This window comes from Alcaligenes sp. AB3 (assembly GCF_031844565.1).
In the GTDB taxonomy this organism is placed as follows: Bacteria; Pseudomonadota; Gammaproteobacteria; order Burkholderiales; family Burkholderiaceae_B; genus Alcaligenes; species Alcaligenes faecalis.
Window position 1 is genome coordinate 18,247 of record NZ_JAUZVM010000004.1, and the last position, 12,995, is coordinate 31,241.

Below are 12,995 nucleotides of genomic sequence, written 5' to 3' on the forward strand. Positions count from 1 at the left end.
AAAGAGCCCAGAGAGCTCAAGCTACTCACCAGGAGATGAACATGATCAAAGAAATTATCCGGTCCGACAAAGTGACTCCCCCTCGTGCCCCCTTGTCGCCTGCTGTGCGATCCAATGGCTTTGTGTTTGTGTCGGGCCAGCCAGGCTTTTTTGACGATCGCCAGATTGCTGAAAACGACTTCGACGCCCAGATGCATCAGGTCATGGCCAATGTGAAAGCCCTGCTGGAAGAGGCCGGTTCCAGCCTGGACCATATCGTCAAAGCCAATGTGATTCTGAAGAACGCTGGTGACTTTGCTCGCATGAACGAGATCTATCGCACTTACTTCAAGGACGGCGAATACCCGGCCCGCACCACGATTGCTGCGGATATGGGGAACCCCTTGTTCCTGCTGGAAATTGAGTGCATCGCTGCCGTCGCGGAATGATGAAATGAAAAAAGGCCGACATGAAGTCGGCCTTTTTTATTCAGAACGCTCCTTGAGCGGAACGTCGCAAGGTAATCAACCCTGCACCAGCCAAAACCGCAAAGATCGCGCCAGCGGCAAAGGTGCCTTGAAAGCCTAAGGTATCCCAGAGCACACCAGCGATGACGCTGGCCAGCAGCAGGGCGACGCCGGTCAGCAAATGGAACATGCCAAAGGCAGTGCCACGCAGTTCGGCGGGGGCGTTGCCGGCAATCAGGACGTTGAACAGACCTTGAGTAAAGCCCATGTGCAGGCCCCACAGGGCAACCCCCAGGCCCAGGCCAAGCAGACCAGGAACGAAGGCCAGCACCAGATCGGCTGCAATGAGAAGAGCTACGCCGATCAAGAGCAGATCGGTCTTGCGCATGCGATCCGACAGCACACCTGCAGGATAGGCAGATAAAGAAAAGGCCACGCCCATGACGACCAGGACCGCAGGAGCCCACATGGGCGGCAAACCGCTGGCTTCACCACGCAGGATCAGGAAGGCTTCGCTGAAACGGGCCAGGGTAAAGGCCAGACCGATAGCGACAACCCACCAGTAGCGGGAACCCAAGCGGCCGAGGTTTTCCCGATTCAGAGGCAATTTGCGGGGGCGGGTGTTGGCGGGCAGTTTGGGCTCGCGCACAAAGAACACCAGGATGGCGATGGCTATAAAAGCGGGCAGCACGGCGATCCAGAAGATCAGCTGGTAGTTGTTGGCGGTCCACCACATCAGGCCGATAGCCAGCAAGGGGCCAACAAAAGCACCAATGGTATCCAGAGTCTGACGCAAGCCGTAGGCGGCACCTCGCATTTCCGGCGGGGTCACATCTGCGACCAAGGCATCGCGTGGCGCACCGCGTATGCCTTTGCCGATACGGTCTACAAAGCGGGCACCAACCAGCCAGTCCAGCGAGTTCGCCAGCGGGAAAATGGGTTTGGTCAGGGCTGCCAGGCCATAGCCAATGACTGCCAGCAGTTTGCGCTTTCCAAAACGATCGCTGACCGCTCCGGAAAACACTTTCATGATGGAGGCGGTGGCTTCGGCAATACCTTCGATAAAGCCGACGGCCAGTACCGATGTACCCAGGACGGTAACCATGTAAATGGGCAGCAGGGCGTGGATCAGCTCCGAAGAAATATCCATGAACATGGACACAAAACCCAGCGCCCAGACGCTGCGGTGAATCTTGGCTCGAGGCATGTCGGCAGCCGGTGTGAACGCCGGATTAGCGGTTTTCTTCATGAGCGTCGTAGACCATTTGAGCGTACTCATCCAGCCGTGCCTTGCAGTCTTGCAGGCGCTCTTGAGCGACCTGTGCCAGGGGGGCGCCATAAAAATCCAGCTTCTGGATTTTCTCGTACCAGTTTTCCAGCTTTTTCAGGTCGGTTTCTTCTTCGTCCAGCTCGGCGTAGGTGAATTTCAGAATCGAAATTTCCTTGGCGATTTCCACTTCAAAGTCTTTGCAGCGCCCCAGCAGCTCCTGGTATTGCTCATTGCGGTCGTCCGTAAAACGGGCGATGACTTTGTCCTCTTGTGCCTTGTCCAGAGCAATGGTCTCCAGCAAGACGCATTCACCTTCCATGGTGGTGATGTCGTTTTCCAGCACCTTCAGACGGCGCACATGCTCGTCGGTTTTGGGCAGGACGCATACCCCATTTTGCAGATACACCGCACCCAGCGTTTTCAGGCGTCGCCATAAGGCCAGTCGTTTTGCACTGGGTTCAGGGGGGACTTTATAGGTCAGTAACAGCCAGCTCATTGAAGTCATGATCTTGATTTAAAAGTAACGGCCGTTTCATATTAATTGAACTTATTGAATCTGAAAAGAAGCAGTGAGGTATGAGCGCTGGAGCAGGGATTTGCCTGCTGTCGTCTGAACAGAGCCCGGATTCTGTATCCAAGTGTTTGGTCTTGTATCTCTGCTTGAACAAGAACGCGGCTCTTTATCTTGGGGAAAACCAGTAAAAAATTTCGTGCCAAGCCCGCATGCCGTGTGAGGTTGAACAGTTTTCAGACGGCCTGATTTCTGGTTCTCTGGCCTTGAAAAGCCGGTCTATTTGCTACTGGTGGCCGCGGTTTTGCGCTTTCCAAGCCAAGGAGCAATGGCTACCATGACAACACCTATCCACTTTGTTCAGTTTCTTGCACGACCGGTCTCGACCACAAGCAGCGTGCAGACTTCAAGCCCAGGTTTAGGTAAAGCGCTTGTCCCAAGGACAAGCTCTTGTTGGTTATGGAGTCAGTGTGTTCGTTTCCGGTTGTTGCGCGATACAGCGCCGCACTTTCGCGGTGGGAATCAATACGGAGGAATGCAATGAATAAGCAGAAAGCTGTCAAACCAAACCAAGGTCCAATCGATGTTGCCGCTATCCGCGCGGCTGCCAAGAAGTTTGTGGACGATGGGGCGGTGGCATCCGGCTACAAGGGCAACCGTGAAGAAATCATTCAGATGCTCAATGAGGCCCTGGCTACCGAGCTGGTCTGTGTGATGCGCTACAAGCGCCACTACTTCACCGCTACCGGCTTGAACAACGAGCCCATCAAAGCCGAGTTTCTGGAACATGCCCAGCAGGAAGCCGAGCATGCGGACCGCATTGCCGAACGTATTGTGCAACTGAACGGCGAGCCGGATTTCAACCCCCAGAACCTGGTCCAGCGCAGTCATGCGGAGTATGACGATAGCGGCGATATCAAATCCATGATTCGCGCCAACCTGATTGCCGAACGTATTGCCATCGAGTCCTATCGCCAGATGATCGAGCGTATTGGTGATACCGACCCGACCACCCGCCAGATGCTGATTGAAATCATGGCAGTGGAAGAAGAGCATGCCGACGATATGGGCGATTTGCTGGATATCTAAGTTATTTGTACAGACGCTCACCAAAACCCCGGTATTTTCCGGGGTTTTTTTCTGCCTGAATCCTGAAAAGGAGTACAGTAGCGGCTTTCCTACCTATCGGTAGGTAGTTTTAAGTATCGGCGCCATATACGGGGGTGTGAGCGTGTTTGAACTTCTGTTTTTCCGCAGTGTAGAGGGCGCGATATGAACGCGTTGTCGCGTAGCAGAGGCTTGGCCTGGCCTTTGATCTTGTTGCTGGCCTTGTTGACGGCCCTGGATGCCATGGCCATCGATATGTATTTGCCGGGCATGCCTGCCATTGCGCAGGAGCTGGGCGCTTCTGCGGGGCGGATTCAACAAACCCTGTCCGTGTTTCTGGCTGGCCTGGCGTTGGGGCAGGGTATTTATGGTCCCTTGTTGGATCGCTTCGGGCGTCGAGTCCCCTTGCTGCTGGGTGTGGTGATTTTTGTGGTGGGCTCGGTTTTTGGCGCTCTGGCCACATCGGTTGAAGCCTTGTTGGCAGCACGTTTTATCCAGGCTTTGGGCGCTGCGGCGGGCTTGGTCACACCGCGCGCCATTGTGGCGGACTTGTGCGACATAAAAGAGTCGGCACGTATCTTCTCCCTGCTGATGCAGGTGATGATGATCGCACCGATTGTGGCCCCTATCCTGGGCGCGTATCTGTTGAGCCATGCGGATTGGCGGGCCATCTTCTGGATGCTGGCCTTTTTAGGAACGTTAGGTTTGTTGTGGGGACTGAAGGCTATCCCGGATTCCCTGCCGGTGACACAGCGTGTTCCTTTGAATCCTGGTCATATTGTTCGGGCCTATGGGCGGGAGCTGCGCAACAAGACCTTCATGGCTTATACCGGTTCCGGCGGTTTTGCCTTGGCTGCCTTGTTTGTCTATATCAGCGGCTCGGCCTTTGTGTTCACACAGCATTTTTCCTTGTCGCCTGCCGTGTTCAGCTATGTGTTCGCTGGTAACTCGGTGGCACTGGTGCTGGGTGGGGTCGTCAGCAATTACTTGTTGAAGGCCGGGATGCCTACCTCTCGGGTGCTGGCCTTGGGGCTGATTGTTCATACGGCTTCAGCTTTGCTCTTGTATGGGGCGGTGCAAGCAGACGTGGCGGGCCTGATCCTGTATGCCGCCTTGATCGCCATTTCGGTCGGCTCCTTAGGGATGGTGTTTGGCAACGTAACGGCCTTGACCATGGATGTGGCTGGCCCGCAGGCTGGGACGGCTGCCGCCTTGATGGGCATGTTCCATTACCTGATTTCGGCGGTGGTGGGCTATATCGTCAGCCTGGCGGTGCCCGGGCCGCAGGTCTTGCCGCTGGCCATTGGCGGCTGCGGACTGCTGTCGATCCTGCTGTACGTCCTGGCTGGTCGTTGCCACACGGTGACAAGATCGGTCAGTGAACTGGGGGCTGTAAAATAGACAGTTGCTGCGGGCCGCGATGGCGGCCTTGATACTTGGCCTTTGACTGAGAGCTTGTTGGACTGTGAGCAAAACCACTACTGAAAAACTGCAGGATGCCGCGTTGGCGCGTTTTGCCGTTCAGGGCTTTGATGCCACCACCATGAACGAGATTGCCGCTGATGTAGGCATTAAAAAGCCCTCGGTCTATGCCCATTTTCGTAACAAGGACGAGCTGTTCCTGAGCCTGATTCCAAAGATTGTGGAAGATGAGTTGAACCATGCCCGTCAGGTTCTGCACGGAGGCGAAGGGATCAAGCAGCAGTTGCGGGCCTATCTGGAAGGAATACAGGAGCGTTTCGAGCAATCGCATCAAGTACGTTTCTGGATTCGCACCTTGTTTGCGCCGCCTGTGCATTTGTACGATGTGGTGATGGAACCCATGCATGTGTTCATGGCGGATCTGGAAGGCATCATCCATCGGGCCCTGGCACAGTCTGCCCTGGCCAGGCCTGAAATGGGCTTGAGTGTAGATACCTTGGCCATGACTTACATGGCCTTGATCGACAGCCTGCAAAGCGAGCTGTTATTTGGTGGTGCGCGCAAGTACCAGCGGCGTCTCGAATCGGTTTGGCTAGTCTTTGAGGCGGCATTGAGAACGGACCGCCCTGCTTGATCAGACCTTCTCGCCGTTCTGCGCGTCCTGATAGGCTTTGGCCGCATTGTGCACGTGCTGGGTGGCCAACAGGTTGGCCAGATCGCCATTACCGGCCACAACCGCATTGAGAATCTGGGAGTGATCTTCCCAGTTCTGGCGGATGCGCTGCAAATTGCTGGGCGCAAATAACAAGGCGGTGCGATCTCGCAGAGAGCGCATCAGCTCGGTCAGCACGATATTGCCCGACATGGTGGCCAGAGTTTCATGAAACTGGCGGTTCAGGGATTTGAGCAAATCCAGATTGCCGGCATCCATGGCTTCATGGCCCTGGCTCAAAATGGTTTGCAGCTTTTCGATATTGGCCGGGTCCCGGCGCTGGGCGGCCAGTTTTGCATTCAAGCCTTCCAGCGTGGCACGCACTTCAGCCATGTTGTAGGCAATCTCTGCCGACAGGACGGCCACAGAGGCGCCACGTCGTGGTTCGATAGTGACCAGCCCTTCGGAGGCCAGCTCGCGCAGGGCCTCTCGTACAGGAATACGCGACACACCCAGCTCGCTCGCCAATTTTCCTTCCACCAGACGGTCGCCTGGATGGAATTCACCACTCAGGATACGTTCACGTAACTGGTCGCGTATCACCGCAAACAGTGACGCGTGTTGATCGCCCAAGCGACGGTTATCTGTATCGCCAAGGGAATGGGGGAGGTGGAAACTGGGGATATTCATGGTGCGACCTGTGCAATCGGGCAGAAGGGCCAGACACGATTATACGGTGTGAACGCACTTTTCTGAATATGGTATACAGTTTGCGGCCTAAGCATTATTGCCACAGCGTACGGGTAATCAAGACCACGGCACTTAGAGAGCAAATTCCCAGTAGCAGCCTACGCATCAACGGCAGGCTGACTTTATGACGTAGTTGCCCCGATAGCGTGAAGCCCAGCAGCATGAAGGGGTAGAGCACGATGCTGAGCATTGCCTGTTGCAAGGAGAACAGGCCCGCCACAATAAGCAGGACCAAGGACAGGCTTGCGCCCAAAAACAAAATAAGACCCAATGAAGCCCGTAGCTGTGCAGGAGCCAGATTTTGCATGGCAATGGCCAGAGCGGGAGCGCCTACTGAGGTCAAGGTTCCCATGATGCCCGAGGCAATGCCCGCCAGGATCATGTTTCGTTTGGAGGCCAGGATACGCAAGCCCCAGGCACTCAGTGCGACTGCCACCAGAATGGCAAGGGCAAAACCCAGGTTGACTGCTTCTATGGGGAGTTGCGTCATGGCCAATATGGCAATGATCGATCCGGTGGCGCGGCCACCCAGTGCACAGACAACGACATCGGGCACGATATGTTGGCGCTCTCGCAAGGCGGCCAGCAGAGAGACACTGCCACCCAAGGCCAGTAGGGGGCCTGGAACCAACTGCGGAAATACCAAGGCGGCAATTGGCGCGACCAGCATCGCAAACCCAACTCCACCAACGCCTTGCAAAAAGGCAGCCAACACAACCAGCAAGGCCATGAGCAGCCAGGAGAGCGGGTCCACCAGATCAATCAAAGCCGCCATAGTTTCCTCTTTATTTGTATAAGGTATTCAATCTAAGTGTTTCAAACATGAAATTCTTAGAGTTTTCCCCAGTTTTTGATAGTTTTTTCTGATTTCGATCATTGATTGAAGATAGTATACCGTTTCAGGAATGCTAAATATTCAGAAAAAAGAGAAGGAAAGGGGGATACATGCAAAGCGACGTGGTGCTCAGTGCGGCGCACTGGGCTTATTTGATCAGCGTTCTGGTCATCATCATTACGATGATTTTTCGGGCCAACGTGGTGGTGCCATCCGTGATTGGTACTTTGGCGGTTGTCACTGCCATGACGGGCAGTCCGATTCAGGGCTTTATCAGTATTTTTTCTGCCAGCTTTGTGGCCGCTCAGGAACTGTTCAATATTTTCCTGGTGATCACGTTCATGACTGCCTTGCTGAACTCGTTAAAGCGCTTGGAGGCCGATGTGAAGATGGTGGCCCCTTTCCGCAAGGTCATGGTCAATAGTGGCTCGTCCTTTTTGATGATTGCAGCGGCTACCTACTTTATTTCGCTGTTCTTCTGGCCGACACCTGCTGTGCCTCTGGTGTCGGCCATTTTGCTGCCGGCGGCTATTGCTGCTGGCTTGCCGCCCTTGGTCGGTGCGATGGCTATCGCCATCTGTGGGCAAGGCATGGCGCTGTCGTCAGACTACATTATTGGGGTTGCCCCGGGCATCAGCGCCAAGGCGGCAGGTGTCGGTGCCGATGTGGCCGTGCTGGCTGATCGTGCTCTGGTGCTCTCCTGGATTACAGGTGGTGTTGCGCTGACGTTGGCATTTCTGCTGATGCGCCGCCATTTCAAACCGGCCGATAGTCGTTTGCTGGATGCCTGGATGCGCCAGGCGCCCGATAGCACCCTGGATGAAATGGAATCTCAAGGGACTTATGACAAGGCGGAGATTGCCCGTGGCACTGCAGGGAATGAACATACGGTGCATTCCGGTTTGAGTGCCAAGGAAGAGCGCTATTCACGCATTCTGGCCTGGATTACGCCACTGGCGTTCCTGGCGGTGATTGGCATCATGCTGCTGCCCCGCTTTATCCCGTCCTTGCCAGTCCTGCGTGGTGGAGATGCCGCCGGTTTGGTTGGGGGTGTGGCCTTTGTGCTGATGATGATTGCCACCTGTATGGCAGAAGGTCCACGCCGCATGCTGGACACCTGCCCGGACCATATGACCGATGGCTTTGTATTTGCGTTTCGAGCCATGGGCTCGGTGTTGCCCATCGCCGGCTTCTTCTTTCTGGGTGCCAGTGAAGCAACGTCTGCCATTTTGGGCACCCCACTGGAACAAACGCCCAGTCTGCTGTTCGAGCTGATCTCGGCGGGTCAGCATCTGATTCCGGACAATCATTTTCTGGTGGCTTTTGGTGTTTTGTTGGTAGGCATGATCTCGGGCATTGATGGCTCGGGCTTCTCGGGCCTGCCATTGACGGGCACGCTGGCGTCGGCTTTGAGTCCGGTGTCCGGGCTGGAGGTGGAAACTCTGGCTGCGGTAGGACAGATCGGCGCCATCTGGACCGGAGGCGGCACGCTGATTGCCTGGTCTTCATTGATTGCCGTGGCGGGCTTTGCCCGAGTGCATGTGTTGGATCTGGTGCGAGCCCTGACGGTTCCTGTGCTGGCGGGGATGGCGCTGTCGACAATTTGTGCCGTGCTGATATTCGGATGAGCGATATGGGTACGACAGCCTATCGCGCAGGTGAAAAACAGGGATTGGGGAAACATTGGGCCGTTGCTGCCGGGCACCCCTTGGCGGTGAGGGCCGCGCAGGCCATGCTGGAACTCAAGGGTAGTGCAGTGGATGCGGCTATTGCTGCCGATGCCGTCATGGGGGTCGTTGAGCCTATGGCGACAGGCATTGGTGGCGATCTGTTAGCCATGATTGCACCGCCCGACAGTATGCCAGTGGCTTACAACGGCAGCGGCGCGGCCCCCCTGTTGTTGAAGGCTGAGCCTGTTCAGGCTTTGCCTGGGGGGCGGATCCCCGAGCGTCATGTGCTGTCCATTACCACGCCCGGTCTGGTGCGAGGGTGGTGGGATATGCATCAGCGCTATGGCCGTCTGGATTGGGCGCGCTTGTTTCAGCCTGCCATTCAGGCAGCGTGGGAAGGTTTTGCGGTCGCGCCGGTGGCGGCGCGTGAATGGAAAATCTTCGATTTTGTGCTGCATCGCGATCCCGTGTGTGCCGCCCTTTATAGGGCAGGAAAGCCGCCCCAAGCAGGGGAGCAGTACCGGAATCCGGAGCTGGCGGCTGTCTTGGAGGAGATAGCCGCGCAAGGGCCAGATGCCTTTTATCTGGGTCGCCCCGCGCAGCATGCTGAACAGGCAATGGAGCAGATGCAGGGATTATTGAGGGCTGAGGACTTTCGCCGTCATAAAGGGTTTTTCTGTGAACCTGTCAGCGCATCGCTGGGTGAGTTCAGCCTTTATGAATGCCCTCCCAACACGCATGGGGTGGCGGTACTGGAGGCCGTACAACGTGCCTGGAAACGCCCCGTTGATCAAGATGCGGCGGAGCTGGAGCTGGTCAAGGCGACGGAAGCCGCAATGGCTCAGGCTTCACGAGTCGTGTGTGATCCGGCCGGGAATACGGTCTGCACTGTTGTGGTCGATGCGGACGGGCTGGCCGTTACGTTCATGTCCAGCATCTTCAAACGGTTTGGGTCAGGCTATGCCGTGCCCGGCTGTGGGTTTGTGCTGCAAAACCGGGGGTTCGGTTTCTCCGAGCCAGGGCATGTGAATGGCCCGGGGCCGGGCAAACGGCCCTATCACACGGTGGTCCCGTCTTTGGCCTTGAAGTCCGGCCAGTTCCATATGGGACTGGGCGTGGTGGGCGGCTTGATGCAACCCCAAGGGCAGATACAGATATGGACCCGTGTTTTGCGCGATGGCTGGCCTTTGGATAAAGCGATGTTTGAACCGCGCTGGCGTCTGGAAGGGGCCGGGCGTCTGGCCCTGGAGGATGGTTTTGATGCGAACCGTACAGCCTTTTTGCGTGAGCACGGGTATGTGCCGCCTGATAAAGGCGTAGGCGAACTGGCTGGCCGCAGCGACTTTGGCGGGGCTCAGGCGGTTGAGCGCTTGGCAGACGGCCGTTTGCAGGCTGTTTCTGACCCTCGTAAGGATGGTTGCGTGGCGCTGGCCTGATAAACGGGCAGGGTTATTCCCTACTTTCTAAAATAGTAGACGGTATACAATATACTTAAATAGTCCAAACCTCATCTTTCGTCGGCTGCTGTCAGGGCGACGTCTTTCAACAAGGAAACAGTCATGGAAAAACTGCTGAATCGCGATGAATTTCGCACCGCACTGGAAACCGCCATTAAAGGGAAAAGTGCCAATACTTCCCCTTTCAGTATTGCCTGGGCCAGCGGCAAGCTAAGCCGTGAACATCTGGCTCGCTGGGCTGAAAACCACTATCACTATGTCGGCCCTTTTGCCGATTACCTGGGTTATCTGTATGCCCGCACTCCCGCTGAATACGTGGAGGCCAAAGACTTCTTGCTGGCCAATATGTATGAAGAGGAAATTGGCGGTGACCGCCACACAGATCTGCTGATCCGCTTTGGCGAAGCGTGCGGCACGACACGGGCACGTATTGAAGACCCCGACAACATGAATGCCACCACCCGCGCCTTGCAGGCCTGGTGTTACGCCATTGCCATGCGCGAAGATCCGGTCGTTGCGGTGGCGGGGCTGGTTGTGGGTCTGGAGTCCCAAGTGCCCTCTATCTACCGCAAGCAGACCCCAACCTTGCGCGAAAAATACGGCTTCACGGACGAAGAAGTGGAGTTTTTCGACCTGCACATTGTGTCGGACGAAATCCACGGCGAGCGTGGCTACCAGATCGTGCTTGAGCATGCGAACACGGTGGAACTGCAGCAGCGTTGCTTGCGTATCTGCGAAATTGGTGCCGAGATGCGTCTACTGTATACCACTTCTCTGTACAACGATTACGTCAAAGACGAGATCAGCCTGCAAGAACTGCAGCTGGAAGCAGCCTGAGCCAGAAAGCCGAGCGGGCAGATGGGCTGCCCGCCGACCTAGAAACAAGGAAGTACAGCGGTGGACAATCTCAAGGACGTCGTTTTCGACAATTACATTGATGGGCAGTGGCTGCCCAGCCAGAGCGGGCGCACGACGCCTAATCTGAATCCGGCCGATCGGGACGATGTGGTGGGAGCTTTCCCTCTGTCCACGGCTGAGGACGCGCAGGCTGCCGTTGCTGCTGCTCAGGCCGCCTTTGCGGGATGGCGAGCAACGCCTATCTCTACTCGGGCCCGTGTGCTGAATGCAGCAGCAGCCTGGCTTGATGCCAATGTGGACCGTATCGCTCAGGGTCTGACGCGAGAAGAGGGCAAAACGCTGGCGCAGAGCAAGATGGAAGTTGGGCGCTCGGCCCAGACCCTGCGTTTTTATGCGGTTGAAGGCCAGACCTATACCGGCGAGACATTCCCCCAGGACGATGCACAGCAACTGGTCTATACCCAGCGTGAACCTTTGGGTGTGGTATCCGTGATTGCGCCCTGGAATTTCCCTATCTCCATCCCGGCACGCAAAATTGCCCCCGCCTTGATCACCGGTAATACCGTCGTGTTCAAACCTTCATCCGACACACCTTTGACGGGCTATTACCTGTGCGAAGCCTTTGCGCAAGCCGGGATTCCGGCGGGTGTGCTGAATCTGGTGCATGGCAGGGCCAGTGAGGTGGGGCCCACGCTGGTGCAATCCCCTCAGGTACGCGCTATTTCGTTTACTGGCTCGACCCAGGCGGGTGAAGACATTTGTCGTCAGGCCCGCATGAGCACCCGGACCCAAATGGAACTGGGTGGCAAAAACCCCTTGATTGTCATGGAAGACGCCGACCTGGATCTGGCCGTCAAACTGGTGGTTCAAGGCGGGTTCTCCTTGAGCGGCCAGGCCTGCACGGGAACCAGCCGTGTGCTGGTGCATCGTCAGGTCAAAGAAGAATTCACGCGGCGCCTGGTAGAGAAAGTCAGCGCTTTGAGCGTGGGTAATGGTTTGAATGGCAACCCCGATCTGGGGCCTATTGCCACCGAAAGCCAACTGGAAAGCATTCTGGAATATGTGGCCATCGGCAAGCAGGAAGCCACCCATTTACTGGGCGGCGAACGCTTGACTGAGGGTGACTACGCACGCGGCCTGTTCATGCGCCCGGCTTTGTTTACGGACGTGACCCAGCAGATGCGTATTGCTCGCGAAGAGATTTTTGGCCCGGTGATTGCCTTGCTGGAAATCGATTCCTACGAGCAGGCACTGGCCATGGCCAATGACACCGAATACGGCTTGTCTGCCGCCATTGTGACGCGCAGTGCTGAATATGCGCATCGCTTTGCCAATGACATTGAGGCCGGGACGGTCAAGATCAATCGCACGACAACCGGCAACTTGATCAATGCTCCTTTTGGTGGGCTGAAACAGTCCAGCACCTCCACCTTCCGCGAGTCGGGCCGGGCGGGCCTGGAGTTCTATACCCAGATCAAGACCGTGTATCGCGGTATCTGAATTTTATTAACCCGAAATACTGAGAAGACTTATGAAAAAAATCCTACGTCTCGAGCAGCGCGAAGCGCGCTTGATGGTGGACGCGGCGATTGCCAAATCCAAAGAGATTGGCGTGCTGGAGACCGTTTGCGTGGTTGACGAAGGGGGTTACCCCATCGTCATGGAGCGTATGGATGGGGCTCGTATTACCGGCGCCCAGATTGCCTGGAACAAGGCGTTTACCGCTGCCGGCCACAAGCGCTCCACCCATTTGTTCACCACGCCGCCCAATGGTCCCGCCTTGCCGGGTAATGAGGCCTTCGGGATTCAGTTGAGCTTTGAAGGGCGTTTTGCGGCCTTTGTGGGCGGCTATCCCATTGTGGTCAATGGCGAAGTCATTGGTGGCATAGGCCTGAGTGGCGGTAACGGCGAGCAGGACACGGCAGCCGGTGTGGCCGGCTTGCAGGCCTTGGCCGAGGCCTTGAAGGCAGAGGGTCTGGACGTGCTGGTTCAGGCGGACATCAAGAAATAGTGGTAT

At 56.4% G+C, this 12,995-nt stretch carries 13 protein-coding genes; 9 read left to right on the forward strand and 4 right to left on the reverse strand.

All coding sequences use genetic code 11. The annotated features are described in order from the left end of the window. Positions 1-41: 41 nt before the first annotated feature. A complete protein-coding gene (locus Q9R35_RS09935; RefSeq protein WP_009461960.1) occupies positions 42-428 on the forward strand; it encodes a RidA family protein in 387 nt (128 codons plus the stop codon). Positions 429-468: 40 nt separating this feature from the next. Here the strand turns inward: Q9R35_RS09935 and Q9R35_RS09940 are convergent, their stop codons facing one another. Next, the gene (locus Q9R35_RS09940) at positions 469-1,725 is read right to left on the reverse strand and encodes an MFS transporter (RefSeq protein WP_404977946.1); all 1,257 of its coding nucleotides are present in this window, start codon (positions 1,723-1,725) and stop codon (positions 469-471) included. Further along, positions 1,679-2,212 (reverse strand): Chromate resistance protein ChrB, encoded by a 534-nt coding sequence (locus tag Q9R35_RS09945; RefSeq protein ID WP_311219784.1) that lies wholly within the window; start codon positions 2,210-2,212, stop codon positions 1,679-1,681. Before Q9R35_RS09945 ends, Q9R35_RS09940 begins: the two co-directional genes overlap by 47 nt. A 555-nt stretch (positions 2,213-2,767) precedes the next feature. On the opposite strand from Q9R35_RS09945, the gene Q9R35_RS09950 reads away from it, so the two are divergent. The 3 genes from Q9R35_RS09950 (at position 2,768) to Q9R35_RS09960 (ending at position 5,390) form a co-directional block, all read left to right on the forward strand. After that, a complete protein-coding gene (locus Q9R35_RS09950) occupies positions 2,768-3,316 on the forward strand; it encodes a ferritin-like domain-containing protein (RefSeq protein ID WP_045929383.1) in 549 nt (182 codons plus the stop codon). Between the two features lie 183 nt (positions 3,317-3,499). Further along, the gene (locus tag Q9R35_RS09955; protein ID WP_311219785.1) at positions 3,500-4,735 is read left to right on the forward strand and encodes a multidrug effflux MFS transporter; all 1,236 of its coding nucleotides are present in this window, start codon (positions 3,500-3,502) and stop codon (positions 4,733-4,735) included. 64 nt (positions 4,736-4,799) lie between these two features. Further along, entirely contained in the window at positions 4,800-5,390 is a 591-nt protein-coding gene (locus Q9R35_RS09960; RefSeq protein WP_125301689.1) for a TetR/AcrR family transcriptional regulator, read from the forward strand. On the opposite strand, the gene Q9R35_RS09965 is transcribed toward Q9R35_RS09960, so the two are convergent. Together Q9R35_RS09965 and Q9R35_RS09970 are read right to left on the reverse strand one after the other, a co-directional pair. Then, the gene (locus Q9R35_RS09965) at positions 5,391-6,098 is read right to left on the reverse strand and encodes a GntR family transcriptional regulator (RefSeq protein ID WP_042485392.1); all 708 of its coding nucleotides are present in this window, start codon (positions 6,096-6,098) and stop codon (positions 5,391-5,393) included. It abuts the gene before it with no gap. A 94-nt stretch (positions 6,099-6,192) separates the two neighbouring features. Further along, positions 6,193-6,933, reverse strand: a complete 741-nt coding sequence (locus Q9R35_RS09970) for a sulfite exporter TauE/SafE family protein (protein WP_199265175.1) — start codon at positions 6,931-6,933, stop codon at positions 6,193-6,195. A 170-nt stretch (positions 6,934-7,103) separates the two neighbouring features. On the opposite strand from Q9R35_RS09970, the gene Q9R35_RS09975 reads away from it, so the two are divergent. The 5 genes from Q9R35_RS09975 to Q9R35_RS09995 all read left to right on the forward strand — a co-directional run bounded on the left by Q9R35_RS09975 (position 7,104) and on the right by Q9R35_RS09995 (position 12,989). After that, complete coding sequence (locus Q9R35_RS09975; protein ID WP_086061463.1) at positions 7,104-8,621, forward strand: hypothetical protein; 1,518 nt, start codon at positions 7,104-7,106, stop codon at positions 8,619-8,621. A 5-nt stretch (positions 8,622-8,626) separates the two neighbouring features. Continuing rightward, complete coding sequence (locus Q9R35_RS09980; protein ID WP_311219786.1) at positions 8,627-10,099, forward strand: gamma-glutamyltransferase; 1,473 nt, start codon at positions 8,627-8,629, stop codon at positions 10,097-10,099. 123 nt (positions 10,100-10,222) lie between these two features. Next, entirely contained in the window at positions 10,223-10,957 is a 735-nt protein-coding gene (locus Q9R35_RS09985; protein WP_022983674.1) for a TenA family transcriptional regulator, read from the forward strand. 60 nt (positions 10,958-11,017) lie between these two features. Then, on the forward strand, positions 11,018-12,478 hold the full coding sequence (locus Q9R35_RS09990) for an aldehyde dehydrogenase family protein (protein ID WP_311219787.1): 1,461 nt from the start codon (positions 11,018-11,020) through the stop codon (positions 12,476-12,478). A 31-nt stretch (positions 12,479-12,509) separates the two neighbouring features. After that, positions 12,510-12,989: a heme-binding protein gene (locus Q9R35_RS09995; protein WP_022983673.1), complete on the forward strand. Its 480-nt coding sequence runs from the start codon at positions 12,510-12,512 to the stop codon at positions 12,987-12,989. Positions 12,990-12,995 lie beyond the last annotated feature (6 nt).